Annotated in this window: 20 protein-coding genes; 8 read left to right on the forward strand and 12 right to left on the reverse strand. The window is 68.7% G+C overall.

The annotated features are described in order from the left end of the window. Positions 1 to 14 precede the first annotated feature (14 nt). The 4 genes from AB0N84_RS13885 to hemE form a co-directional block, all read right to left on the reverse strand. Positions 15 to 449 (reverse strand): phage holin family protein, encoded by a 435-nt coding sequence (locus AB0N84_RS13885; RefSeq protein ID WP_363547299.1) that lies wholly within the window; start codon positions 447 to 449, stop codon positions 15 to 17. Continuing rightward, positions 446 to 700: a hypothetical protein gene (locus AB0N84_RS13890; protein WP_069712718.1), complete on the reverse strand. Its 255-nt coding sequence runs from the start codon at positions 698 to 700 to the stop codon at positions 446 to 448. The genes AB0N84_RS13885 and AB0N84_RS13890 overlap by 4 nt, the downstream gene beginning before the upstream one ends. A gap of 100 nt (positions 701 to 800) precedes the next feature. After that, positions 801 to 2,129, reverse strand: a complete 1,329-nt coding sequence (locus tag AB0N84_RS13895; RefSeq protein ID WP_363547302.1) for an FAD-dependent oxidoreductase — start codon at positions 2,127 to 2,129, stop codon at positions 801 to 803. Then, positions 2,126 to 3,256 carry a uroporphyrinogen decarboxylase gene (gene hemE / locus AB0N84_RS13900; RefSeq protein ID WP_363547305.1) on the reverse strand — a complete coding sequence of 377 codons (1,131 nt, stop codon included), beginning with the start codon at positions 3,254 to 3,256 and terminating at the stop codon, positions 2,126 to 2,128. Before hemE ends, AB0N84_RS13895 begins: the two co-directional genes overlap by 4 nt. Positions 3,257 to 3,373: 117 nt before the next feature. Between hemE and AB0N84_RS13905 the strand changes: the two genes are divergently transcribed. Continuing rightward, positions 3,374 to 4,696, forward strand: coding sequence for a glutamyl-tRNA reductase (locus tag AB0N84_RS13905; RefSeq protein WP_069712749.1), 1,323 nt, complete (start codon positions 3,374 to 3,376; stop codon positions 4,694 to 4,696). Beyond that, positions 4,693 to 5,124, forward strand: a complete 432-nt coding sequence (locus tag AB0N84_RS13910; protein ID WP_363547377.1) for an NUDIX domain-containing protein — start codon at positions 4,693 to 4,695, stop codon at positions 5,122 to 5,124. The genes AB0N84_RS13905 and AB0N84_RS13910 overlap by 4 nt, the downstream gene beginning before the upstream one ends. 52 nt (positions 5,125 to 5,176) lie before the next feature. Here the strand turns inward: AB0N84_RS13910 and AB0N84_RS13915 are convergent, their stop codons facing one another. Next, positions 5,177 to 5,455, reverse strand: a complete 279-nt coding sequence (locus AB0N84_RS13915; protein ID WP_363547308.1) for a hypothetical protein — start codon at positions 5,453 to 5,455, stop codon at positions 5,177 to 5,179. A 103-nt stretch (positions 5,456 to 5,558) separates the two neighbouring features. Here AB0N84_RS13915 and AB0N84_RS13920 point away from each other — a divergent pair, with 103 nt between their 5' ends. Next, positions 5,559 to 6,233 (forward strand): DUF4232 domain-containing protein, encoded by a 675-nt coding sequence (locus tag AB0N84_RS13920; protein ID WP_363547311.1) that lies wholly within the window; start codon positions 5,559 to 5,561, stop codon positions 6,231 to 6,233. 18 nt (positions 6,234 to 6,251) lie between these two features. On the opposite strand, the gene AB0N84_RS13925 is transcribed toward AB0N84_RS13920, so the two are convergent. From AB0N84_RS13925 to AB0N84_RS13935, 3 genes are all read right to left on the reverse strand, one after another. Further along, positions 6,252 to 6,809 (reverse strand): hypothetical protein, encoded by a 558-nt coding sequence (locus tag AB0N84_RS13925; protein ID WP_363547314.1) that lies wholly within the window; start codon positions 6,807 to 6,809, stop codon positions 6,252 to 6,254. Further along, positions 6,806 to 7,606: a serine hydrolase gene (locus AB0N84_RS13930; RefSeq protein ID WP_289460015.1), complete on the reverse strand. Its 801-nt coding sequence runs from the start codon at positions 7,604 to 7,606 to the stop codon at positions 6,806 to 6,808. Before AB0N84_RS13930 ends, AB0N84_RS13925 begins: the two co-directional genes overlap by 4 nt. Positions 7,607 to 7,803: 197 nt before the next feature. Beyond that, entirely contained in the window at positions 7,804 to 9,768 is a 1,965-nt protein-coding gene (locus AB0N84_RS13935) for a M13-type metalloendopeptidase (protein WP_363547317.1), read from the reverse strand. Between the two features lie 152 nt (positions 9,769 to 9,920). On the opposite strand from AB0N84_RS13935, the gene AB0N84_RS13940 reads away from it, so the two are divergent. The 4 genes from AB0N84_RS13940 (at position 9,921) to AB0N84_RS13955 (ending at position 13,942) form a co-directional block, all read left to right on the forward strand. After that, positions 9,921 to 11,567: an APC family permease gene (locus tag AB0N84_RS13940; RefSeq protein ID WP_363547320.1), complete on the forward strand. Its 1,647-nt coding sequence runs from the start codon at positions 9,921 to 9,923 to the stop codon at positions 11,565 to 11,567. 10 nt (positions 11,568 to 11,577) lie between these two features. After that, positions 11,578 to 11,949, forward strand: coding sequence for a tRNA-dihydrouridine synthase (locus tag AB0N84_RS13945; RefSeq protein WP_223246591.1), 372 nt, complete (start codon positions 11,578 to 11,580; stop codon positions 11,947 to 11,949). Beyond that, entirely contained in the window at positions 11,949 to 13,256 is a 1,308-nt protein-coding gene (locus AB0N84_RS13950) for a glutathionylspermidine synthase family protein (RefSeq protein WP_363547323.1), read from the forward strand. The genes AB0N84_RS13945 and AB0N84_RS13950 overlap by 1 nt, the downstream gene beginning before the upstream one ends. Before the next feature lie 242 nt (positions 13,257 to 13,498). Further along, positions 13,499 to 13,942, forward strand: coding sequence for a DUF3592 domain-containing protein (locus AB0N84_RS13955; protein WP_363547326.1), 444 nt, complete (start codon positions 13,499 to 13,501; stop codon positions 13,940 to 13,942). A 1,973-nt stretch (positions 13,943 to 15,915) separates the two neighbouring features. On the opposite strand, the gene AB0N84_RS13960 is transcribed toward AB0N84_RS13955, so the two are convergent. The 4 genes from AB0N84_RS13960 to AB0N84_RS13975 all read right to left on the reverse strand — a co-directional run bounded on the left by AB0N84_RS13960 (position 15,916) and on the right by AB0N84_RS13975 (position 23,689). Then, the gene (locus AB0N84_RS13960) at positions 15,916 to 16,896 is read right to left on the reverse strand and encodes an RHS repeat-associated core domain-containing protein (protein ID WP_363547329.1); all 981 of its coding nucleotides are present in this window, start codon (positions 16,894 to 16,896) and stop codon (positions 15,916 to 15,918) included. Continuing rightward, a complete protein-coding gene (locus tag AB0N84_RS13965) occupies positions 16,897 to 17,025 on the reverse strand; it encodes a hypothetical protein (RefSeq protein WP_363547332.1) in 129 nt (42 codons plus the stop codon). A gap of 1 nt (position 17,026) precedes the next feature. Then, the gene (locus tag AB0N84_RS13970) at positions 17,027 to 18,037 is read right to left on the reverse strand and encodes a hypothetical protein (RefSeq protein WP_363547335.1); all 1,011 of its coding nucleotides are present in this window, start codon (positions 18,035 to 18,037) and stop codon (positions 17,027 to 17,029) included. Positions 18,038 to 19,354: 1,317 nt separating this feature from the next. Further along, entirely contained in the window at positions 19,355 to 23,689 is a 4,335-nt protein-coding gene (locus AB0N84_RS13975) for an RHS repeat-associated core domain-containing protein (RefSeq protein WP_363547337.1), read from the reverse strand. A gap of 361 nt (positions 23,690 to 24,050) precedes the next feature. Here AB0N84_RS13975 and AB0N84_RS13980 point away from each other — a divergent pair, with 361 nt between their 5' ends. Continuing rightward, on the forward strand, positions 24,051 to 25,388 hold the full coding sequence (locus tag AB0N84_RS13980; protein WP_363547340.1) for a solute carrier family 23 protein: 1,338 nt from the start codon (positions 24,051 to 24,053) through the stop codon (positions 25,386 to 25,388). The last annotated feature ends 8 nt before the right edge of the window (positions 25,389 to 25,396 follow it).

Raw genomic sequence — 25,396 nt, forward strand, 5'->3', positions numbered from 1 at the left:
GTCGGTCGCCCCGCTCAGGAGCGGGGGGTGCGGTCGTGCTGGCCGGGCTTGTTGCCCAGGCCCTTCACCGCGTTGATGTCGTCCTTGACGCTGTCGATCGTGCGCTTCGGCGTGAGGGGCAGCCCCTTCTTGAAGCGCTTCCAGCCCACGAACCCGAGGATCCCGGCCACGATGAGCATCAGGACGGCGAGCAGGAGCGCGGCGAGCCACGCCGGCATCACGGTCGCCAGCCCCATCACGGCGGCGGTGAGCAGGACTCCGATGGCGTACAGCACGATGACGAGCGCGCCGATGAGGAGCCCCGCGGCGAGGCCGAAGACCTTCGCCTTGGCGATCATCTCGGCCTTGAGCAGGTCCACCTCGCCCTTGACGAGGTTCTTCACCAGCTTCGGGACGTCCCCGACCAGACCGAACAGCGATCGCGACTTGCGGTCGCGGGTGTCGGTCATGAGGTGGTCGTGTCCTTCTTCTGGCTGACCTTGCGGACGACCTTCTTGGTCTGCTCACCGACGAACTCGGCCACGTCCGGGCCCTTGTCCTGGATGAACTCCTCGGCCTGGTGCACGCCCTTCTGGACGTTCCCGTTGTTCCAGATCTTGCCGCTGACGGTCTTGATCTGCTCGTACCGCGCCCGTCCGGCTCGCGATCCCAGGACGTACCCGAGTGCGGCGCCGGCGACGAACAGGAGCTTGCCTCGCATGTGCGATCCTCCGTTGTTGAGGGGTGTGCGGTGGTCATGCGCCGAGCGGTATACGTCCGGCGTTCCACTCACAGTAGCCCTCGGGGCCTCGTCGGTCCGCTCAGGAATCCAGGATGCGTCCGGCAGCAGCGCGCGCGGCGGCGACGATGCCCGCGAGCCCGCGTCCGGACGAGGTCTCCCCGATGCCGACGACGCCCTCGGTCAGGCCGGCTGCCGCCAGGTCGGGTCCGTACCACCGGACACGGGCCGCGCCGAGCACCCGGTCCGCCGTGACCGGCACACCGAGCAGAGCGGTCGCGTCCTGGGTGGCGCGGGTGCCGACGGTGTCGTCCGGCGCGACCGGGAGGCTCGTGGCCGCGCCCGACGGGTCCGTCACGTCGTCGTGCGGCGGGGTCGCGTAGCTGAGCCGCAGCACGTGCCGTCCACCGGCCGCCTCGGCGAGCCACGGCCACTTCGCGGTCGCGTGGGTGAGCGCCTTCGCACCGACCCCCGCCGCATCGGGGTGCACGAGCATCCCGGTGCCGCGCGGTGCCGCGTCGAGCTCCGGCTGGTCGACGACGAGCGTCACGAGCTCGATGCCGGTGCGGTCCGGTGCCGTGGTCCGCGTCGGGTCGGCCGTCGAGGCGAGCACGTGCTGCGCGGGCAGGCGCTCCCGCGTGCCGTCCGCGGCCAGGGTCTCCACGGCGTACCGCTCGACGGCCGTGGCACGGGTGCCGAGCCGGACGTCCACGCCGTACGTCACCGTGTCGGCGACGAGCTCGTCGACGAGGCGGACGATGCCCCCGCGGATGCCCTGCACCGCGGAACCCGCCGCCGCACGGGAGCGGAGGGCGAGCACGGCTCGGGCGAGGGAGCCCTCCCGCTGCAGGGCCGCACGGAGCCCGGGTGCGACGCGGTCGGGGTCGAGCTGGTCGGGGTGCGTGGAGTAGACACCGCCGGCAACGGGGACGACGAGGTCGTCGAGGACCCGCTCGCCCATCCGCTTCCGGACGAGCGCCCCGAGCGACTCCGCCCGGGCGCCCACCGGCGAGGGCAGCAGCGAGTCCATCTGTGCGCGGAACGCGGCCCCCTGACCGATCACGGCCAGGACGTCGGCGGCCATCGGGCTGCCGGGGATGCCGAGGAACCCGGTCTGCGGGATCGGGGCCGTCCGACCGTCGCGGGTCATCAGCCACGCACCGCGCGGGTCGGGCGACACGATGTCGTTGCCGAGACCGAGCTCGATCGCGAGCCGCTCGACGGCGTCGGTCCGGGTCGCGAAGGACTCCGCACCCATGTCGAGGTCGAGCCCGGCGACGGTGTGCCGGCGGAGCATCCCGCCCAGGCGGTCCCCCGCCTCGACGAGGACGACGTGGGCCCCCGCCTTCGCCAGGTCGCGGGCGGCGACCAGTCCGGCGACCCCGCCGCCGACCACGACGACGTCGGTCACGCGGCGGACTCCTCGCCCACGCCCGTGCCGTCGCCGAGCGAGTGGACCAGCTCGACGACGCGGGTCAGCACGGCCGGGTCGGTCTCCGGCGGGACACCGTGGCCGAGGTTCACGACGTGTGCCCGGGCCGTGCCGCCGCGGCGGACGACGTCGCGCACGTGGGCCTCGAGCACCGACCACGGGGCGGCGAGCATCGCGGGGTCGATGTTCCCCTGCACGGTCACACCGGTGCCCACGCGGCGCACAGCCTCGTCGAGCGGGAGCCGCCAGTCGACACCGACCGCGTCTACCGCGACCGTGTCCGCCGGGTCGCCCAGCGTCGTCATCTCGTGCAGGACCTCGCCGCTGCCGACGCCGAAGTGGATGCGCGGGACGCCGAGGTCCGCCACGTGCCCGAGCGCCGTCGCCGAGTGCGGGGCCACCGAGGCCACGTAGTCCGCGCGGGACAGCGAGCCGACCCACGAGTCGAAGAGCTGCGCGGCCGACGCGCCCGCGGTGACCTGCGCACGGAGGAACGCACCCGACACCCCGGCCGCCCAGTCGAGCAGGCGCGCCCAGGTCTCCGGGTCGCTGTGCATCATCGTGCGGGCGCGGATGTGGTCCTTCGACGGCCCGCCCTCGACCAGGTAGGCGGCGAGGGTGAAGGGCGCGCCCGCGAACCCGATGAGCGGGGTGTCCCCGAGCTCGGCGACGGTGCGCTGCACGGCCTCGGTGATCGGCGCGAGGGCGTCCGGGTCGAGCGGGGCGAGTGCGTTCACGTCGGCGGCCGTGCGGATCGGCGCACCGAGCACGGGGCCGCGACCGGGGACGATCTCGACGTCGACGCCCGCGAGCTTGATCGGCACGACGATGTCGCTGAAGAAGATGCCGGCGTCGACCCCGTGCCGACGGACCGGCTGCAGGGTGATCTCGGACGCCATCGCCGGGTCGAGGCACGCGTCGAGCATGGCCGTGCCGACCCGCAGCTCGCGGTACTCCGGCAGCGAGCGGCCCGCCTGGCGCATGAACCAGACCGGCAGCGTCTCCGGGCGGTCGCCGCGGAGCGCCCGGACGAGCGGCGACCCCGAGGTCCGTCCGGTCACGAGCGGGTGGCTGTCGGGCAGGGCGGCGGGTGCGGCGGTGGTCACGCTCCGATCATCCCATCCGCGACCGGACGGGACACCGAGCGCATTCCCGGCTGCCGGTCCGCTGTGCACGCGGAGGGCGAACAGCCGGTGAACCGATGGCGAGTTACCATGGAACACGTGCTCATCTGTCTCACGGCGTCGCACCGCAACGCCAGCTTCGACCTCCTGGAGCGACTGAGCATCGGCGCACCGACCGCGGCGAGCCGTCTGGTGACGGACTCGGGCGTGCTCGACGGGGCCGTCGTCCTCGCCACCTGCAACCGCTTCGAGGCCTACCTCGACATCGCGGGCGACGACCGCGACTCCGCCGTCTCGGCCACCGTCGACGCCGTCGCCACCGCCAGTGACCTCGTGCCCGCCGAGGTGCTCGAGTCCGTCAACGTGCTCGGCGGCGGTGACGTCGTGCAGCACCTGTTCGCCGTGTCGAGCGGCCTCGAGTCCGTCGTCGTCGGCGAGACCGAGATCTCCGGCCAGGTCCGCCGCGCCCTCGAGGACGCCCGCGCCAACGGCACCACGACCTCGGACCTCGAGCGCCTGTTCCAGGAGGCAGCGCACACCTCGCGCGGCGTGAAGACCCGCACGCGCATCGGTGCCGCCGGTCGCTCGCTCGTGCGTCTCGGCCTCGAGCTCGCCTCGTCGCGCATCACCGACTGGGCCCGGACCCGGGTGCTGCTCGTCGGCACCGGCAGCTACGCGGCCACGACCATCGCCGCGCTGCGCGACCGCGGTGCCGCCGACATCCAGGTGTTCTCGCCGTCCGGCCGGGCACCGTGGTTCGCCGCGAAGCACGACCTCGTGGCCGCCACCGACCTGCGCGAGGCGATCCGCACGACCGACGTCCTCATCACCTGCACCTCGACCGAGGTCCCGGTCGTCGAACCGGCGGACCTCGACGACGGGCGGCGCCGCATCGTCATCGACCTCGGGCTCCCCCGCAACGTCGATCCCGACGTGGCCCACGTCGACGGCGTCGAGCTGCTCGACCTCGAGACGATCAGCATCCACGCCCCGATCGCCGAGCTGAACGCCGAGTCCGAGGCGCGCCAGATGGTCGACGACGCCGTGTCCCGGTTCCGGGCGCAGGCGCTCGAGCAGTCGACCACCCCGGCACTCGTGGCCTTCCGCAAGCACGTGTTCGACATCCTCGACGACGAGATCGACCGCGCGAAGCGCCGTGAGGGCGACACCGAGGCCGCCGAGCAGACCGAGCGCGCGCTCCGGCACCTGGTCGGCGTCCTGCTGCACCGGCCGTCGGTCCGCGCGCGGGAGCTCGGTCGGGCCGGTCGCGGCGAGGAGTTCGTCGGGGCGCTCGACGCCCTGTTCGGGGTCCGTCCCGAGCCCGAGGCGGAGCTGCCCGCCCCTGTGGTGCCGCTCGCGGAGCGCACCGCGCCCGAGTGCCCCGTGTCGACGGACCGCACCGGCGAGGCGGACGCGAGCTGACCCTCCCGGCCCGACCACGGACGCTCTGTGTCAGCGCGCTGCTGCTGGTGCGCGACCGGCGCGTGCTCATGGTGCGTGCCCGCGGCCGCGACGTGCTCTACCTGCCCGGCGGCAAGGCGGAGCCCCACGAGACCGACGTGCAGGCAGCGCTGCGCGAGGCGCGCGAGGAGACCGGCCTGCACCTCACCGAGGCGGACGTCGAGCCCTTCGGCACCGTCACCGAGGCCGCGCACGGCCAGGGCGAGGGGACGATGGTCGCGATGGCGCTGTTCACGGTCCGGCCGGGAGGCGCGACCGACTCCGCCACGCCCGTCGCCTCCGCAGAGGTCGACGAGGTGGAGTGGGTCACCTCCGCGGACGCCGACCGGTGTCCGCCGGCGGGCGTCGAGACGCTCCGCCGGCTGGTGGACGCCGGCCTGGTCGACTGAAGATCCGACCAGCCCGGGCCGGGGTCACTCGGTGTCGCTCACTCGGTCTCGCTCACTCGTCCTTGTCGACGTAGTGGCCGGTCTCGCCGTCCTGGGTCGGCTCGGCCTCGCCGGGGATGTCCGACTCGACGTACTCGCCGGTGTCGGCCGCCGGTGCGTCGTCCGGCCGCGTCTCGCCGGGGATGTCGCTGGAGACGAACTCCCCCGCGGGCTCGTGCGACTCGACGTGCTGCTCGCCCGGGATCTCGCTGTCGGTGAAGGCTCCGGCGTGCGGCTCGACGCCGTCCGCCCGGCCCTCGTCGCCGCGTGCCTGCTCGTGCTTGCCTGCCATGTTCCGACCTCCGTCGCTCGTGTGCCTGGCTGTGCCGCGAGTGTGGACGCGACGTCTGGACGCTACCCGAACACGACGGGACGGGCCGGAGTTGCGTCGAGGCATGCACCGCAGCACCGTCGCTCCCGTCCTCCTCGCCACCACCGGGGTCGTCCTGGCCCTCGCGCTCTCCGGCTGTTCCTCCGGTGGTCCGGACACGGCGCCCACCGCGACCCGGACGGTGACCGCCGCGCCGACGACCGGGTCCTCGTCGGCACCTCCGGCGGGGTCGTCCGCGCCGTCGAGGGCCCCGACCCCGACGGCGGCACCGAGCTCGACCGGTGGGACCGCGGCCGGCGACCGCTGTGACACCGACTCGCTCGCCGGGAGCATCGAGTCGGGCAGCGGCGGTGCCGCGGGCAGCACCTACGTGCACCTGGCCCTGCGGAACACCGGGTCGAGCACCTGCACGCTGCAGGGCTGGCCGGGGGTGTCCTTCGTCGGGGGTGGTGACGGCAGCCAGATCGGCGCTGCCGCGACCCGCGCCACGAACTCGCCGCACCCGACCGTGACGCTCGCCCCCGGGGCCGTCGCCGTGGCCCCGATCCAGGTCACCACCGCCGCCAACTACCCCACCGAGAAGTGCCAGCCGGTCGCGGCGGACGGCTTCCGCGTCTACCCGCCGGGGTCGAAGGAGTCGCTGTTCGTGCGGGACACGGACTTCACCGCGTGCCGGTCCGAAGACGCCGGGCTCCTCAACGTGTCCGGACTGGTGCCGGAGGGCCAGGCGGCAGAGTGACGTGCGTGGTCCGGCCGGCTACCCGCCGGGGGTCGCTCGTGGGTCCGGCCCTGGTGGTGCGGGCAGGTCGAGCACGAGGGTCCGCTCCGTATCCGAGCCGGACGTCCCGAAGTCCGGGCACGGGACAGCACGCGACGACACCGCGGAGCTCCCTGCGGTGAGCTGTGCGCGGAAGCACCCGTAGACGGTCGCACTGCTCGAGAGACCGGCGCCCTGCGCGGTGCCCGACGCGTAGGCGGACACCTCGACCCCCGTGGACGACCGCGCCGTCCCGTACACGGCGGCTCGCAGGTTGCCGCGCTGGCGAGCCAGCTCCGCAGGGGTGAGCGATTCGACGTCCCCGTACCCACCGAAGCGCTGCTCGCGGACAGCGGCCTGGAGCGCGGGACCATCAGGGGCCCCCAGCGCCGTGCTGCTCAGGGCCCGCAGCAGGCGGGACCCGTTCGCCTCGGCGATCTCGGTCGCGTCCGACGTCGGAGTGTGCACCTCGACGGAGCAGCCCGTCAGGGCGACCGCGATCACCGCGACGACCGCACCCACGCCCGCCCGGGCCGGCCTGCTCAACGAGGGGCTCACCGGTACGAGGGGGTGTGCACGACCTCGAGCACCTCGGTGCCCACGGTCCGCAGGGCCTCGATGACTGCCAGGCGCTGCTGCAGGGTCGCGTCGTCGAAGGTCACGGTGACGGCGTAGCTCACCGACGAGCCCGGCCCGCGGAGGATCCCGGCCTCGGCGCGGACCCCCGTCGACGAGCCCGTCACGACGACGGCCTGCAGCCCGTGGTCGAGCGCCCGGTGCGCCAGCGGGTCGACGCCGAACGCGCCCGCGACGAGCGACGTGTCACTCGCCAGGGACAACCACCCGAGCACCCGGTTCGACACCGGTTCGTCGACGACCTCGCCGAGCGCCAGGCCGCGCATGAGCCAGGCGAGCTCCCCCGACGGCGCCACGGAGGCGTCCGGGGCGTCGTCCGGGCCGCGGCGGTCGCGGACCCGGTCGATGAGCGCCGTCCGGTCGATGCCGAGCGCCTCCGCCCGGCGCCGGACCGCGTCGATGCCGACCGTCGAGAGCAGGGCGTTCATCGCCCACGCGTCCGCCGTCGCGCCGACGAGGGTCGCCAGGTCCGGCACCTGCATGGTCGGTTCCTGCAGGAACTGCCACAGGCCCGCACCGGTCGCCGTGTCGCGGGCCATCCGCTGGAGCCGGTCGCCGTGCAGGCGTCCGTCCTCGAGCTGGGCGGCGACCTCGATGAGCAGGAGGATCCGACCGAGGCTCGCGACGGGCTGGACGAGGGTGTCGTCGACGGCGAGCAGGGCCCTGCCGGTCGAGGTGTCGATGACGGAGGCACTGACGGACGCGCCGTCCCGTGCCAACGCGCCCAGTGCCTCCAGGCCGGCGCCGAAGCGTTCGTCCGCCCCGCCGCGGTGCCGTCCGCGCGCACGGGCGCCGTCCCCGCCACCGACCTGTGGTCGGCGACGGGGACGGCGAGGTGCGTCTGCGTCGGCTCCGGGCTGCGCACCCGGCTCGGGGGCACCCGGATCGGACGACGGAGCCGCGTCCGGCTCGGTCATCACCAGATCGCGACGCGCTCGGCCGGGTCGAGGTACATCGCGTCCGACTCGGTCACGCCGAAGGTGTCGTAGTAGACGTCGATGTTGCGCACGATCTGGTTGCAGCGGAACTCGTTCGGCGAGTGCGGGTCGATGCTGAGCAGGCGCGCGGCCTCCTCCGGGCGGATCGCCATGCGCCAGGCCTGCGCCCAGCTCAGGAAGAAGCGCTCGGCACCGGTCAGGCCGTCCACCACCGGGGGCTCCTGGCCGTCGAGCGACAGCAGGTAGGCCTTCCACGCGATGGACAGGCCGCCGAGGTCGCCGATGTTCTCGCCGATCGTCAGCGCGCCGTTGACGTGCGCGTCCGGCACCTCGGTCGGCACCAGGGCGTCGTACTGGGCGATGAGGGCCTTCGTGCGCTCCTCGAAGGCGGTGCGGTCGGCCTCGGTCCACCAGTTCTGGAGCCGGCCGTCGCCGTCGTACTGCGAGCCCTGGTCGTCGAAGCCGTGCCCGATCTCGTGCCCGATGACGGCACCGATCGCACCGTAGTTCGCGGCGGCGTCACGCGCGGCGTCGAAGAACGGGAACTGCAGGATCGCCGCGGGGAACACGATCTCGTTGAAGCCCGGGTTGTAGTACGCGTTGATGGTCTGCGGGGTCATGAACCACTCGTCGCGGTCGATCGGCTTGCCGATCTTGCCGAGCTCGCGGTCCACCTGGAAGCTCGCGACCGCGCGGACGTTGCCGATCAGGTCGTCGGGGCTGACGGGCAGCGCCGAGTAGTCGCGCCACTTGACGGGGTAGCCGATCTTCGGCGTGAACTTGTCGAGCTTGTCGAGTGCCCGGGCCCGGGTCTCCTCGGTCATCCAGTCGAGCGCCGTGATGCTCTGCCGGTACGCCTCGACCAGGTTCGCGACGAGCTCGTCCATCTCGGCCTTGGAGGTCTCGTCGAAGTGCTCCTGCACGTAGATGCGGCCGACTGCCTCGCCCATCGCGCCCTCGACCAGCGAGACGCCGCGCTTCCAGCGCTCGCGCTGCTTCGGTGCACCCGTGAGGGCGGTGCCGTAGAACGAGAAGTTCGTGGCCGACATCGCGCTCGTCAGGTACGCGGCCGAACCACGGATGACCTGCCAGCGCAGCCAGTCCTTCCACGCCTCGAGCGGCTGCGAGCGGAGCAGCTCGGCCAGGCCCGTGACGAACGAGGGCTCACGGACCACGACGGTCCCGAACGCGCCCTCCGGGGCCCCGATGGCCTGCCACCAGAGGTGCAGGTCCGCGCCGTTCGCGAGCACCGTGACCTCGTCCCAGGTCATCTTGTTGTAGGTCTTCTGGCTGTCACGGGTCGTGACGTTGTCCCAGTGCACCGCGGCGAGCGCCGTCTCGAGTGCGATGACGGCCTCGGTGCGCTGGCCGCCGTCGGCGAAGCCGGCGAGCGGGAACATCGACGCGACGAACTCGCGGTACTTCGAGCGGATGTCGGCGAACCGCTCCTCGCGGTAGTACGACTCGTCGGGGAGCCCGAGGCCGGACTGCTCGAGGAACACGATGTACGACTCCGGGTCGCCCGGGTCGTTGTCGACGAAGAGCTGCACGAAGCCGGGCAGGCCGAGCCGCTCGAACCGGCCGACCATCGCGATGACCTCGTCGACGGTCTCGACCGCATCGACCTCGCGGAGCAGCGGATCGATCGGACCGGTGCCGAGCTCCTCGAGGTGGTGCTCGTCGGTGAAGGACGTGTAGAGGTCGCCGACCTTGCGCTCCTCTGAGCCGGGTGCGGCCTGCTGCGAGCGCTCGACGATGTCGCGCACGGCGACCTCGGCCTCCTCGGCGAGGACCGTGAAGGAGCCGTACCGCGCCTTGTCGTCGGGGATCGGTGTCTGCGCGACCCAGGTCCCGTTCACGTGCCGGTAGAGGTCGTCCTGGGGGCGGACGTCCGGGTCGAGCTCGTCGGTGTGGATCCCTGCGGTGCGTGCGACGTCGGTCATGCGGTCCACGATAGCCACCGGGGCCGCGGCCGCTCGGAGTCGGGGCGCAGCGGCACCGGCCGGGTGCCCTCCGATCCGAGGTCAGCGCTCGCGGCGGACGATCCTGGTCACGCCGCGCCCCGGCCGGTGCTCGGATCGTGTTGAGTGCAGGGATGCGTGCCACCACCGGACCGACCCCGAGCCCCGGAGCGGCCCCCGCCGTGGCGACGACCGGTCCGAACACCACGGCGAAGGGCCTGAAGCCCGGGTCGATCGGCCTCCTGGGGAGCATCGTCGTCAGCCTGTCGTCGACGGCCCCCGCCTACAGCCTGGCCGCGAGCCTGGGCCTCGTCGTGGCGAGCGGCGGCGTGCTGCTCGCCGGCGTCAAGGCGCCGAGCATCCTGCTGCTGGCGTTCGTCCCGATGTGGATGATCGCGGTGGCCTTCCAGGAGCTGAACCGTCTCGACCCGGACTGCGGCACGACCTTCACGTGGGTGACCCGTGCGTTCGGGCCGACGACCGGGTGGCTCGGCGGCTGGGGGATCATCGCTGCGGACGTCATCGTCATGGCGAACCTGGCCCAGATCGCCGGGTCGTACGGGTTCCGCTTCGTCGGTGCGGTCACGGACGTCGACGCGATCACCGCACTCGGCGGCGACACCCTGTGGTCGACGGTCGCCGGTGTCGCCTGGATCGCGGTCATGACGGTCGTCTGCCACCTCGGTGTCGAGGTGTCCACCCGCCTGCAGTACGCGCTCCTCGGCATCGAGGTGCTGGCACTGGCGGTGTTCGCGGGGGTCGCGGCGTTCCGCGTGTTCGACGGCACGGCCGGCGTGACGTCGATCACCCCCTCGCTCGACTGGCTCTGGCCGAGCGGTCTCGACCCGGCGACCGTGATCGCGCCCGCGATGCTGACCGCGCTCTTCATCTACTGGGGATGGGACACGGCCCTCTCGCTCAACGAGGAGACGACCGACCCACGACGAACGCCGGGCCGATCGGCCGTCATCAGCACCGTCCTGCTGCTCGGCACCTACGTCCTCCTGGCGACGGCGACGATCGCCTTCGCCGGTGTCGGGACGGACGGCATCGGTCTGGGGTCACCGGGCAACGCCGACGACGTCTTCGCCGCGATCGCGCCCGCGCTGTTCGGGTCGTCCGTCCTCGGGCACGCGGCCACGGCGCTGCTCGCGTTCGCGATCCTGACCTCGGCATCGGCGTCCACGCAGACGACGATCCTGCCGACCGCCCGCACGGCGCTCTCGATGGCGGCCCACGGTGCCCTGCCGTCGCGCTTCGCCCGGGTGCACGCGCGCTTCCGCACCCCGACGTGGTCGACCTTCGGGATGGGGATCGCCTCGGCCGGGTGCTACGTGCTCTTCACGGTGCTGTCCGGCAACCTGCTCACCGCGCTCATCGGGTCCGTCGGGCTGATGATCGCCTTCTACTACGCCCTCACCGGGTTCGCGTGCGTCTGGGTGTTCCGACGGACCCTGCTCGACAGCGCGCGCCACTTCGTGGTGCGCGGCGTCGTCCCGCTCCTCGGCGGTGCGACGCTGACGGTCGCGTTCGGCTACGGGCTCGCGCAGTTCGCGCGGCCCGACTGGCTGCAGGACGCGGACGGGAGGAACGTGACGGTCCTCGGGATCGGTGCGGTCGCCGTCGTGGGCGTCGCCGCCATCGCGGTCGGCGTCGTCCTCATGGTCGTGTGGCGTCTCCGGTCGCCGGCGTTCTTCGTCGGACGCACCGGCGCGGCCGGCAAGGACCCGAACTCGGACTCGGTCGAGCGACGACAGCCCCGGCCCACCGTGGATCGCTAGGGTCGTGATCGTGAGTGTTCGTCGTCGCGCATCGCGCGCTGTCTCCATCGGCGTGGTCGCCGCGCTGGCCGCTTCCCTGACGGGCTGCGGCCAGGGAGCCGGCGTCAACGCCGACTACGCGAAGATCTGCCGCGACAACTCGACGCAGAAGCGCCTCCCGGACGACGACTGCAACAACCACGGCGGCCACGCGGGCTGGTACTACCTGCCGGTGAGCAGCAGCCGCAGCACCCGGGTCCCCGCGGTCGGCGAGCGCGCCTCCGGCGGGACGACGTCGCTGCCCTCGGGGAAGACGGCGAAGTCCGGCCTCTCGTCGCGCGGTAGCTCCGTCTCGAAGGGCGGCTTCGGCGGATCCGGCGAGCACGGCGGGTTCGGCGGCTGATGGAGCGCGTGGAGTACACGCCGCGACCGGACTGGCAGCGGAAGATCCAGCAGACCGGGCTCGTCTACTCGCGGTCGCACCGCGAGGACGGCACCGAGGTCGAGTACTGGAACGACGGCGCCGCCTACGTCTTCACCCTCCCCGAGGTCGAGGCGCTCGAGCAGCAGACCGAGGAGCTGCACCGGATGTGCCTCGAGGCCGCCCGGTACATGGCCTCGGGCGAACTCGGCACCCTCGGCCTGACGCGGGACGGCTTCGAGCTCGCAGCGTGGTCCCTCGAGCAGGGCGAACCGGACGTCTACGCACGCTTCGACCTCGCGTACGCCGGCGACGGCTCCCCCGCGAAGCTCCTCGAGTACAACGGCGACACCCCGACCGGGCTCATCGAGGCTTCGGTCACGCAGTGGCACTGGATGCGCGAGCGCGTCGAGTCCGGTGAGCTGCCGGCCGACACCGACCAGTGGAACGGCATCCACGAGGCGCTCGTCGCACGGTGGCGGACGCTCCTGCACGACTCGCTCCGCGCCGAGGACGGCGGACGGCTGTTCGTCGCGCACTCGGACCTCGACACCGCGGGCGAGGACTGGGACACCGTTGCGTACATGCGCGACCTTGCCGGCGAGGCCGGTTGGGAGCACACCGGCATCGAGATGAAGGACATCGGCTGGCACGGTGTCGCCCGGCAGTTCGTCGGCAACCAGGAGCCCTCGGGGTCCGCGCGGAGCGTCTTCACCCTGCCCGGCGACGAGCCCGGCACACAGTGGCCGGTCATCCGGAACCTGTTCAAGCTCTACCCGTGGGAGGACCTGGTCTCCGGGGAGGACCGCGCCACGGGCGACCAGGAGTTCGGGGCCTTCCTCGTGCGCGACCGCGGTCGGCTCGGGCGCTGGTACGAGCCCGCCTGGAAGATGTTCCTGTCGAACAAGCTCCTGCTCGTGGCGCTCTGGCGGCTGTTCCCCGGGCACCAGAACCTGCTGCCGTCGTACGCCGACGGGCCGGACGGCATGACGGACTTCGTCGTGAAGCCGGTCTTCGGCCGTGAGGGCGATGGCATCGCCGTCCACCGCGCCGACGGGTCGGTGACGTCGAACGGCTCGGAGTACCGTCGCGCCGGGACCGCCGGCGAGCGGGTGTGGCAGCAGTACCACGAGCTGCCGGACTTCCCCGGGTCGAACGGGCACAACCACCCGGTCCTCGGGTCCTGGGTGGTGGACGGTGAGTCGTTCGGCGTCGGCATCCGTGAGTCCGACGGCCCGATCACCGACTACTGGTGCCGGTTCGCGCCGAACATCATCGCGCCGGGCTGAGCGGGGCCGGCTCGTACGCCGTAGTTGAGCCGTATCGACGCCCGCGTCTTGATCTCTGCTCAAGTGGAGGCGCTCCGCCTATCGGTCAACAACGAACCGGTTCTTGCTGCTGACGATCCGAAATAGCGCGGTTCACCTGTTCGGCGGCGGTGCGAATGTCGCCCGGAGCTGCCGGCCGCGGTACCCAGTGGAACTACGTACCGACGCTGAGCGCTGACGGCTCATCGACCTACGATCTGTCCATGGGCATCGAACCGCTACGCGCGCGAAGGTTCGCGGCACCGACCAGCGCCCGCCTGCTCGTTCTTCTGGCGGTCGTCATGGCAGTCATCGTCGTGGCGAGCATTGGGATGTGGCTGACCAGGACGAGCACTGAACGTCTCGCCGATGACGGCGCGAACACCACCGGCACACCTACCGGCGAGATCTGTTCCTTTGAAGTGCGGAAGTACAGGGGTTCATACACGCAGTATGCGGCGATCTACGCATACACCGTCAACGGACGCCGCTACGAGGTCAAAGGCGCAGCCCGCTTCGGAGAAGTTGCCGACGTCACCACTGATGCGACTGGTGTCGAGGTCAGGTACTTGCCGGGGAAGCCGACCGAAGCCATCGCTCACGACGAACGTATTCAGCGCACTCCGAACGGATCCCAGGCCACACCGAAGGTCACAACAGACTGCTAGGCAGCGGCATTTCGCCTGTCGGACAATGGCGTCTGCGAGCCACCCCCGGAAGGTGCCGGAGACGAATGGTCGCCGTTACTTCAGGTGACCCGCTGGCTCCTCGCCGCCTTCAAGTGAATTGGCAACACAGAGGAACCCAGCAAATAAGGTCAGGGCTCGCTTCAATCGCATTCGGATCAGGACGTTCTTCTGCAGGAGGGCCAAGACCGACTCAAAACGCCGCGTCGCCCTTGCTCACACCGGCCCTGCCCATCGATTCGTGCAGGCTGAAATCGCCGAGCGCGCGTTCCTGGTCATGGTGGAAGGTCCGAGCAGTCGAGCGAAAGCCTCTGGTCGAGGATGAACCCAGCAAATGAGTTGCAGCAGCACCTTCGCGTCAGCATCGCCCGCCACTTCCGTACGCTGCAAGTCCGGATCCAGCTGCCGATCGAGTAGCTCGTCGCGGTCCTCGACAGCACTACCCCGATCGGCGGCGTGCAGTTCCTCGCAAAGTTCACGAACTCACCAGCGGAGACAAATGCACGCAGCACACGCTGATCACGGCCGCTGTCGCGGATGCCACCCATGCTCACGAACAGCGGACGGGTCAGAATCAACTCCGATAACGGTCCTTCTCAGAACGTCTTAGCAGGGGCGGAAGCGACTGTCCTTGGATGTCGAGAGTGGCGCCCCGACCGCTCGGAGCACGCTCGAGGGCGCCGGAAGCGCTTGGTGTGACCGATAAGCACGATGGCGCTTCTCACGCAGCCATTGCCAGGTTCCCACGGGGCGTTCCGACCTGGTCCACTCGTCTTGGAAGGCATCTTGACCCACGCCCGCTGCCGGACCGAATCACCCCGTCCGAACCACGCTGATCGGCGTGCCTATGGTAGAGCTTGGGGTCACGGCGGGTCCCGCAACTACAAGCACTGTTCACGCCTGCTCGCGGAACATCTAATCGCTCAAAAGATTCAGCTGAGCAGAGTTCCGACCACTCCGATCAGGGCTACTACGCCGAACGCCAATCCAATCACAGCTAGCACGAGCTGCAAGCCGTCTGCTGCTCGTCGCCTGACCCGCCGAAACAGCCAAACTGCGAGCGTCACGAGGAACCCAATGAGGCCCACAAGGAGTGCTACCTGCATGTCAGCACCCGCCAGGGGAGAGGGACTTTGCCGTGAGGAGCGCGCCGGGCGCTCCCGTCGCAAACGACACCGCGCCCAGCGCGCTAATCAGTATGTCAAGCGTTCCCGCGGTCGCTATAGATCCAAGGATGAAGCCAGCGCCATCGGCAAGAATACCGACACCTCCGAACACTGCAGCCGCGAACTTCGACTTCCTCCTGGGACGAACGTAGCCGGCATCGGACAGTCACATCAGCTCGTTGACACATCGGCGGCCGACGCCTTGTAGCCGGGTAGGTCGCCGATACGGTCACCCTCAACTATGACCGGGACAGCATTATCGTCGACCGAATAGCCATTTACCGCTGGCCAGATTTACGAGCAACTCGAGCCTACTGAGGAATTGAACCGGCGCTGCGACTTCCCTAGTGTGCGATTCCCTCACTAGGACTTGGAAGTACACCACTTTTCTATTGCATCAGTCGCTATCCGCTTGGCCCGACCCTCCATATTAGGACTACCGGTATCCATAGAGCCCATCAAGTAGCCAATAAGAGATTCATGCTGCTGGTCACCAGATTTCCAATTCAGAAACTGTCCATCTCGAACACCTGTGACTTGTTCACGGGGAACGACTCGAGTGACGAACAAGTTCCGCAGGATTAGCTGATCTTCCTGCAGAATCACACGCATTCGCACCCAACGCCATCCTATGAAGCAAGCCCCAATTGCAAGCAATGTGAACACCCAGGAAGCCTTCGGGAATAGAAATGCCATCAGAATCATCACCGCAGCACAAAGTAGCCAAGCACCAGCAGTACTAGTGCGGCTGGCGGGTGGGGCGGATAGCTCCTGAGTCATTTTTTCTTCCTATTTATTAGGAAAACGATGATGAGACTGACGGCGAGGATCGCCAGCGCAACCCAACCGAGCCCTGAGGCACCTGATGCGAACATACGACCACTCTAGGCATTGAGATTCTGTGTACGCCGATCCGGCCGCAATCTCGAGTCCAGAGAAGGCTCCGGTAGCTACACCAGCAGCGTTCCCAGCCTTCAGACCGGCACCCAAACCTCCAATCCCGAGGGTCGCTACACCTAGAACGGCGGCGCTGCCGATAGCAGCGGGAGGTGCACCGTCGACCGCGAGAGACGCCACGTTTGCCGCAGAGCTAGCGATTCCGAGACCGATTCCGACTCCCGCCCCGACGCCTGTTGCCGAAGCGATGAGGCCTACCCCGGACAAGAGAGCGCTCGAGAAGCCAAGGAACGTCCCTACATCACTCCGTCCGGTCGGGTCGGAACCATTGATTGGGTCTGAACCAGCGAAGGCATACCGATTCGCGTTGTTCGGGTCAAGAGGCGCGTCAAGTGTGTCGCGTTCGATCCAACCGCCGGTAACGGCCGATTGCCAGCGATACCCGAACTTGGTGAGTCCGTTGCTGGTGCTGCTGGCGCGGGTGCCACCCTTGAACCCGAAGGGGTTTTGTTGCCACTGGATACTGCTGTCACCGCAGGAAACGTTCTCCCCGCCGTACGGCGAGTACGAGACGGTATATGCCTTGGCGCCCTGGTCGGTGATGGCGGCCGCGGGGTTGCCGATGCCGTTGATGATCCACATGGTCGTGGTGCCGTCGGTGGTCCGGAGGTCCACCGGCCGACCGCCAGACGGGTCATTGAGCACTGAAGCAGTGCCAACACCAGCCACGGTTCGAGCCGTCAACGTGCCCGACTTGCCGTAGGTGTACCGGTAGGCGCTCCCACCGTCGGTCGCCTGGGAAAGCAGCTTCACCATGGATGCACCGGCGTAGGTGTAGCTGGTTTTGACGCCGTCCTTTGTTGAGGCGGTCATCTACTGAGCGCCGTTATAGGTGAAAGTTTGCTCCGGGGCGGCGACCATGTTGCCGGTGCCGTCGTAGCTGTACCCGGCGGTGGTGATCTGTCCGATCGCGTTGAAGCTGAGCTTCGTGTCGGTGGTCACGTCACCGCTGACGACGTCGGTGGCTTTCGCCTCGGTGCGGTTGCCGGCGTCGTCGTAGGTCGTAGGTGGTGCTGATGGTGCCGCCGGCGGAGCTCGGCCCGGTTTGGTTCCCGTTACCGTCGTACGTGTTCATGACCGTGGCGGTGCCGTCGCTGAAGGAGGTTGTCAAGAGGCGGTCGTCGTAGTCGTGGCCGAACGTGGTGGTGTTGTTCCGGCCGTCGGTCTGCGTCTTGACACGTCCGAAGTCGTCGTAGGTGTACACCTTCTGCCCAACGATTGGCTTTGTCACGCCGTCTGCCGTCTGCGTCGGCGCATCAATCGTCTTCAGCTGCTTGTTCGCGTCGTATGTGTACTTGGTCGGGTTGCCCGAGTTGCCCGGCGCGGTCGCCTGCTGGACGGTGCCGTCCTTGTTGTAGTTGATCGAGGCTTTCGAGCCTGCAACTGAGCCTGACTGCGAGGACTTCTGGTTCCCGTAGTCGTCGTACTCCATGCTCGTGCTGCTGCCCGAACTGCTCGTGACCTTCGACGGCAGGTACGCCGCCGCCGCGGACGAGGATCCGTACTCAGCGGAGGACGAGGAACCCGAGCCGGACTGCGACGCGGCAGCGAAGATGAACCCGGCGGCCGTGTCGCCCCAAGTGCCGCCGGTCGCCGCGCGGATGAAAGCCGCGATGCTGACGATCGCGAAGAACGCTACGTAGGCGGGCATGAGCACGCGTGGGAAGTCGAAGCCGACCGGAGTCGGGTTCCGTTTGACGTCAGAAGCGGCGTTCTCGCAGACGATGCGACTGAGTTCGGCGCTCAGCTCGTCGTCTTGGCCGGCGGTGACCAATCGGGTGCCGTTCTGCTGCGAGAGCTGAGCGAGCGCGGACAGCATCGCGGATGCACCTTGCGCTCGCTCGACATGGCGCCGCGCCCCCGAGGCGCGGAGCGCTGCGACTGTCGTCACGATGCCGCCGAGCGTCCCGAGGATCGTCACCACGCCCTCGAGCACCGGGAATCCGTCCGCCATGAGCGCACTCCCCCGCGTGAGGGCGACTCCGAGCGGTCACCGCATCAGCTCCGATAATGGTTCTTCTCGAATCGTATCGGCAGGGGTGGAAGCAGCTACAGTGGCACCGCCCGCGTTTGGCCGGCAGCCTTCGCCAATAGCACGCTGGGCGATCAACACGAGCACCACGGGTTCGGGCCGCCGCTACGCTTCGTGACCGGCGGACGACGGGAGCTGATGGGTGTCACGGCCGGCTTTCAGCAGCGCAGGTCGAGATGCCGTCGCCGCGTATCCGTCACTCCGAAACACCGCACGGATGAGGTGGAGTTCTTCGAGCAACGCCTCCTCGGTCACCCCGAGCACCAGGGCAGCCTCACGTGCACTCGGGATTTACGTATATGCGGCGACGACAAGTTTCTGGCGGGTCGACAGCGTCAGTGCGCCGCGTGCTCTAGGACTGACCATTGCAGCATCCAATCCAGGGCAAGTGCGCGTCGGCGAAAGCGTCAACGCCTGCAGCCCTAGGTCGCCGCTTTGGCTCACATGCGGTCGCCCTTGGTTGTCTCCTTCGAAGTACCGATTCAGACAACCGCAGCCCGAAGACAAGCGCCTTCGCTGGCGCCATCAGCGCCGATATCGCCAGATTCTCGGGATATTATGGCGGAAATAGAAGCGGTTTTCCGCTATGGCGCGCGCGCGCTGACCGCTCACGTACACACAGCCACTGAGAAGAACCCAGCGGCTGTGTGTCCGAGTCAAAACACGGGCGGCTCGTGCGTACATTACCGCCCCTGACATCAGAATGCTTCGCGCATCAGTGGCCCGTCAACTTGAGGCCCCAAGCAACAATCGAGAGGATTGCCATAACTAATACCACAATCCAGAACCCCCGAGTGAGATGGGGTGTATAGCCCTCTTGGCGTTTCTTGATCCCGCGAGAAAGAGACCACCCCAACTACCCCACTCCGCCAATGATTACATCAAAGGCTAAGATAGTCAAGAATGTGTTCACCTAAACTAAGTTTTTTCAATTCAGCGTGTGGCGTACAGGGCGGACACGCCGGCCGAACCGGACCGGTTCATGCGCAGGGGTGCCGATGCCACAGCGGTCGGGCAATAATTACTACCTAGCGCCTCACCACACACCTGTAAAGTTCAGCACCATGGCCAGCATAAAGAATGCAACAACGGCTCCAACTACAATCCAGGCACCTTTAGTGAGAGGCTGTCGGGGCTCGCCTCGACCTCGCTCGTTAAGCGCGCGAACCCAACGGCCGCTAAGAATAGCCCCCGCACCTACCATCAAAAAGACGGCCAGTATTATCCAAGGGACGTTACTCACTTCAACGCCTTTCCAACCTGACCAACAGCCAGCAAAAATGAAAGATATCCAGACCCTCCAGCAACTCCAGCTTTCTGATCCTCCGGCACCAAATCGGTCGCCAGCTGCGCGCCTACATTGAATGCGCAACCAAGGCCAGCCTCCAGCGCCAACCCTTGAGGCGTGTATGACGTGCCAATTCCGAGACCGATACCAACGCTAGTCAGAGCGCCCGTAGCGCACTGGGTTGCGTAGGTTCCGAAAGATGAAAGTTGGCCAGTCGGATCCATGCTGTTGATGGGATCACCACCGGCGTAAGCGTATCGGTTGGCGTTGCTCGGGCCGAGGGGTGCGTCGAGGGTGTCGCGTTCGATCCAGCCGCCGGTGACGCTGGTCTGCCACCGGTACCCGAACTTGGTGAGCCCGTTGTTCGTGCTGCTCGAGCGGAGCCCGCTCTTGAACCCGTAGGGGTTCTGCTTCCACTGCGCACTGTCACTGCCGACGCCGACGGTCTCGATGCCGTACGGGTCGTAGGAAACGGTGTAGGCAGTCTTACCGGTGTCCGCGATCGCGGCCGCGGGGTTCCCGGCACCGTCGACAATCCACATGCTGGTGGTGCCATCGGTGGTCTGCAGATCCAGCGGCTGCCCGGTGGTCGGGTCGCTGATCACCGAAGCGGTTCCTGAGCCGATGATCTCGCGCGCGGCGATCACGGGAACGCCGTTCTGGTCGGTGGTGCCATACGTGTATCCGTACTCCGCTCCCCCGTCCGTGGACTGCCAGAGCAGCTTGTTCATGTCGGCACCGGCGTACTCGTAGCTGGTCGTCACTCCGTCCTTCGTGGACGAAGTCAGCTGCTGCGCACCGTTGTAGGTGAACGTCTGACCGGGCGCGGAGGTGAGGTTACCGACCTTGTCGTACCCGTACCCGGTGGTAGTGATCTGCCCGACCGCGTTGTACGTCAGCGTCTGCGAACTCGTCGTGTCCCCGGACGCCTTCGCGGTGAGCCGGTTCCCGGCGACGTCGTACGTGTACGCCCAGGTGGTGTTCTTCGCACCGCTGGCCTGTGCAGCCTTGGTCAGTCTGCTGTTGGACTCGTAGGTGTACGTCGTGGTTTGGCCGGTGACGTTGTTCTTGACCCACTGGATCTTGTCGGTGTCGTTGGTGCTGGTCGTCGCGCTGCAGTCACCGCCAGCGGCGATCCCGGTGATGTAGCAGTACGAGAGGTCGACGACCGGCTTGCTGGTGTCGCTTGCCTGCCAGGCCTGCACGCGCGTGACCTTGTTCGACGCACCGTACGTGATCGTCTGGTGCGCCTGCCAGGACGTCGGGTCCGAGTCGCTGCTCGCGCCGAGCCAGGCGTCGGTGCGGCGGCCGTGGTCGTCGTTCTTGTAGACCTGCTTCGCCGTTCCACCGTCAGCGGCGGGGTAGGTGGTCTTGACGAGCACGTTCGCCGGGTCGTAGTCGTGGGTGACGGTGCTGTGCTGGTCGGTGACCTGGCTGGTGTTGCCGGCGAGGTCGTACCCGTAGGACACCTGTCCACCGCCGGCGGTGTTCACCGTCGAGGTGAGCCGATTGCGCTGGTCGTAGGTGTTGGTGATGGTGCCGGTCGCGGACTGCTCGGTCAGGAGGTTGCCGTTGCCGTCGTAGGTGTTCGTCACCGTCGGGGTGCCGTCATCGAACGCGGTGGTGAGCATGCGGTCGTCGTTGTCGTACGTGTACGTGGTGACGCCGCCGTTTCCGTCGGTGTGGGTCTTCACCCGGCCGAAGTCGTCGTACGCGTACTGCTGCTCACCGACCGTGTTCGCCGGTGCCGTGATGGCTCCGAGCTGGTTGTTCGCGTTGTACGTGTACGTCGTCTTCCGATCGCCGTCGCCCGGCGCGGTCGCGGTCTTCACCGCCCCCCACGCGTACGGGTCGGTGCCCTTCTTGTTGTACTCGAGGGTCGCCGTCGCAGCCTCCGGCCCCGTCCCGGTTCCGGTCGAGGACTGGTTGCCAGGTCCGTCGTAGCCGTAGCTGCTCTTGTTACCGGAGCTGTCCGTCGTCGACGAGGGCAGGTACGCCGTCGGAGCTGAGGAACCGTACGTCGCGGAGCTCGTGCTACCGGAGTCGGACTGCGACTGCGTCAGCGACTGGCCGTTGTTGCCGTCGTAAGCGTTCGTCGTGGTCGACCCGCTCGCTCCGGAGCCGACGGTCGAGCTGAGCACGCCGTTGTTGGTCGACTTGTACGACCGGGACTGCTCACGGTTCGCAGCATCGACAGCCTTCGTGACCAGGTCGTTGCCGTCGAGGGTGTACGTGGTGTGTGCCGCGTCCGCGACCGCCTTCGACTGGTCCGACCGCGGGTCAGCAACCTGCGTCGACGTGTCCGAGGCGTACGAGAACCGGGTCACCGCGGTACCGGCCGACCCCGCCGTCGCGTTCCGCTGCTCGACCTTCGTGACCCGGTCCGACGAGTCGTACGTGAACGCGGTCACACCACCGGTGGGAGCCGTGATCGACGTGAGGGCACCGTTCGTGTAGCCGAAGATGGTCTTCGCACCGTTCCCGTCCGTGTACGTGGTGATGTCACCCGCGGCGCTCTTCGCCCACGAGACAGAGCGGGAGCTCGAGCCGGAGGTCTGCGAGAACGTCTGGGTGCTGTTGGCGTAGGACGACTTCGCCGTCTTCGCGCCCGTCGTGCCGGCGGTGGACACGACCTCGGACAGTGCGTACCCGTCCGAGGTGTTGAAGCTGACCTGGTTGCCGTTGCGGTCGACAACCGAGGTCGGCTGACCGGCGAGGTTGAAGTGCGTGACCGAGTTCGTCGTCCACCCCTTCAGCTGGTACTCCGCGTCCGTGCCCGACGTGCTCACACGCTCCAGCGTCTGCTGCAGGCCAGCGGGCGTGGTGAACTTGCCCTGCCCGAGCGCCAGCGACGGCGTGAACTGCCATGCTGTGCCGGCGGCGTCCGTGTAGACGACACCGGAGGCGTTCGCGGTGAGGTCGCCTGCACCGGCGAGGGCGTACTGCCACCGGTTGGCGGCCATCGTGTTCGCGTCCGCGGCACGGGTGCTGCGGGAGTTGTACGCCGCACCGATCGTCGCGTTCTGCGTCACGCCCGGCAGCGACAGCGCGCTCGTGGTGACCAGCAGGTTCCCGGTACCGACGTCGACCGAGGCGTTGGTCTGGTCCGTGATCGGGAACGGCAGCGTGGTGGCGGACTTCCGCTGACCGGTCTGGTTCGTGTCCGACGGACCGCCGGGCAGCGAGTTGTACGCGCCCTGCAGGTCGACGACGAAGTCCGTCGCCGTGGTCGATGCGTTCTTGATCCGGATCTTCCCGTTCGCCCCGACCGGCACGATCGCGGTCGTGGTGCGGATCGACCCGGTGGGCGCGTAGTTGATGGCGCTGGCGCCGGGCTCGGGCATACCGTCACCCCACACCTTGGCGTACCCACTGTTCGTACCGGAGTGGATGGCCGTCAGGGTGATCGCCACCGCCGCGAGGCCACCTTCGACACTCGAGAGCCCGCCGCGTGCGCCGGCGATCTGCACCGCGAGGGAGCTGTTCGACGCGACCGACGAGCTCTGCCGAGTGTCGATGATGCGCCCCGTCAGCGGGGTGAACCCACCACCCGGGTTGCTCGCCATGTAGTAGCCCTGCACGTCTGCGATGACGTCGATCGTGCCGCCGCCGGCAGCAGTGTCGATCGTGACCTTGCCGTCGGAGCCGATCGGCACCTGCGCCGTCATCGTCGTGGAGATGCCCTTGGTCGACACGTAGTTGAGCACACCGGTGCTCTTCGTCCCACCTGTGGGGTACGGACGAACCCAGCCTGCACCGCCGCCGGTGTTCTGCACGATGACCCCGAGCGCGACCGCAGCGGCGTTCGCCGGGATCCCGTTGGCGCCGCCGACCTGGAAGGTGATGCTGTCCCCGCCGGAGAGCGTGCCCCTGCGGACGCCGGTCCCGTTGACGGTGTTCGCGATACGGGTGCCCGACATCGGGACGAAGCCGCCCGCGCCGACACCGTTCTGCGTGCTCGTGTAGTAGCCGGTGACGTTGACCGACACGTTCGACTGGTCGGTGCCGGTGCGGATGCGGATCGACCCGTCATCACCCACCGCCAGCAGCGCCGTGTTCGAGGTGTTCCCGCCGACACCGGCGCCGTAGATCATCAGCAGCGTGTCGGGGTCGGACGCGTTCGGACGACCGACGAGCTGCCCCTGAGCACTCGCGCTCGCGACCGTGACCAGCACGCTCACCGCGCCGATGCCCGACGTCGGGAGACCGTCGACACCGTTGACCTTGACGGTCTTGAACACCCCGGCCGTCGTCCCACCCTTGAAGACCTCGGCGTTGTCCGCCATCGGCACGTACTGACCGCCGGTTCCCGTCACCTCCGCCCGGGCAGGAGCAGGAGGACTGACGACCGCGAGCAGCGATCCCAACAGGGCCACGACGGCGACGAGCGCGAGGAGCACCCTTCGAGGCCGGGCAGCAGACAACGACGACGTTGCGAACACGCGGAAGAACCCCTCATCACGGCCGCGCCAGCTCTGCAGTCCCCATGACGGCGCTGTGCGGCCACTCAGGACGCCACGGAGCATGCCTCAGCTGCGCACCCCCAGAAGAGGGGGACGATCTGGCACAGCACCGACTGGTCGAGCGCGCGCCCGCGCCGACGCGCTGCACCCGCGAAGGACCCACCCCACCCGGTACCGTCATCCCATGGCACTCGGCTGGAAGCTGCACGGTGACGGCGCGACCGTCTCCTCCTCGACCATCGTGGCGCCGGACGAGCGCCTCTCCTGGGGCCGCACGATCGGTCTCGGCGTCCAGCACGTCGTCGCGATGTTCGGCGCGACCTTCCTCGTCCCGCTCATCACGGGCTTCCCACCGTCGACGACCCTGTTGTTCAGCGGCATCGGGACGATCCTGTTCCTGCTCATCACCGGCAACCGACTGCCGAGCTACCTCGGGTCGTCGTTCGCGTTCCTCGCCCCGATCGGTGCCGCGACGAAGATCGGCGGCATCCCGCTCGCCCTGTCCGGCATCATCGTGGTCGGTGTGCTGCTGGCGATCGTCGGTGCGATCGTGCACCTGGCGGGCGCCGGGTGGATCGACCGCCTGATGCCGCCGGTGGTGTCGGGAGCGATCGTCGCGCTGATCGGCTTCAACCTCGCACCCGCCGCCCGCGACAACTTCACGAAGGCCCCGGTCGTCGCGCTCATCACCCTCGCGGCGATCATCCTCGTCACGGTGCTCTTCAAGGGGCTGATCGGCCGGCTGTCGATCGTGATCGGCGTCGCGGTCGGCTACGTCGCGGCGCTCGTCGGCGGCCAGGTCGACCTGTCGAAGGTCGGCGAGGCGGCCTGGGTCGGCCTGCCGACCTTCACCGCCCCCGCGTTCGACGCCGGGCAGCTCGCGGTCTACCTCGGCTTCGTGCCGGTCGTGCTCGCCCTCGTCGCCGAGAACGTCGGCCACGTGAAGGGCGTCGGCCAGCTGACCGGGCGCGACCTCACGCCGCTGACCGGTCGCGCGCTCTTCGCCGACGGCGTCTCGACGGTGCTCGCCGGAGCGGGCGGCGGCTCGGCGACGACGACGTACGGCGAGAACATCGGCGTCATGGCCGCCACCCGCGTCTTCTCGACGGCCGCCTACTGGGTCGCCGCGATCGTCGCGATCCTGCTCGGGCTGTCGCCCAAGGTCGGCATGATCATCTCGTCCGTGCCCGCCGGGGTGCTCGGCGGTGCCACGACCGCGCTCTACGGCCTGATCGGTGTCATCGGCATCCGGATCTGGGTCGAGAACCGCGTCGACTTCGCCAAGCCCAAGAACCAGCTCACCGCCGGCATCGCGCTCATCATGGGCATCGCCGACTTCACGTTCTCGTTCGGCGGTGCGACGTTCGGCGGCATCATCGTGGGCACGATCGCCGCGATCGTCGTCTACCACCTGATGGACCTGGTCGGCCGGGCCCGCGGCACGGACCCGGCGACTCCGACGGCGTCGGAGCAGGCGCACGCCGCGACCGGGGCGGTCCCGGCAGAGCCGCGCGCGGACTGAGTCGGACC

Origin of the sequence: Curtobacterium sp. NPDC089185 (assembly GCF_040685235.1) — a bacterium.
Taxonomy (GTDB): Bacteria; Actinomycetota; Actinomycetes; order Actinomycetales; family Microbacteriaceae; genus Curtobacterium; species Curtobacterium citri.

Coding starts and splice junctions, on each gene's coding strand:
- AB0N84_RS13885 (WP_363547299.1), bottom strand. CDS start 449: ATGACCGACACCCGCGACCGCAAGTCGCGATCGCTGTTCGGTCTGGTC.
- AB0N84_RS13890 (WP_069712718.1), bottom strand. CDS start 700: ATGCGAGGCAAGCTCCTGTTCGTCGCCGGCGCCGCACTCGGGTACGTC.
- AB0N84_RS13915 (WP_363547308.1), bottom strand. CDS start 5,455: ATGGCAGGCAAGCACGAGCAGGCACGCGGCGACGAGGGCCGGGCGGAC.
- AB0N84_RS13920 (WP_363547311.1), top strand. CDS start 5,559: ATGCACCGCAGCACCGTCGCTCCCGTCCTCCTCGCCACCACCGGGGTC.
- AB0N84_RS13935 (WP_363547317.1), bottom strand. CDS start 9,768: ATGACCGACGTCGCACGCACCGCAGGGATCCACACCGACGAGCTCGAC.
- AB0N84_RS13940 (WP_363547320.1), top strand. CDS start 9,921: ATGCGTGCCACCACCGGACCGACCCCGAGCCCCGGAGCGGCCCCCGCC.
- AB0N84_RS13950 (WP_363547323.1), top strand. CDS start 11,949: ATGGAGCGCGTGGAGTACACGCCGCGACCGGACTGGCAGCGGAAGATC.
- AB0N84_RS13955 (WP_363547326.1), top strand. CDS start 13,499: ATGGGCATCGAACCGCTACGCGCGCGAAGGTTCGCGGCACCGACCAGC.
- AB0N84_RS13960 (WP_363547329.1), bottom strand. CDS start 16,896: ATGACCGCCTCAACAAAGGACGGCGTCAAAACCAGCTACACCTACGCC.
- AB0N84_RS13970 (WP_363547335.1), bottom strand. CDS start 18,037: ATGGCGGACGGATTCCCGGTGCTCGAGGGCGTGGTGACGATCCTCGGG.
- AB0N84_RS13975 (WP_363547337.1), bottom strand. CDS start 23,689: ATGGCGGACAACGCCGAGGTCTTCAAGGGTGGGACGACGGCCGGGGTG.
- AB0N84_RS13980 (WP_363547340.1), top strand. CDS start 24,051: ATGGCACTCGGCTGGAAGCTGCACGGTGACGGCGCGACCGTCTCCTCC.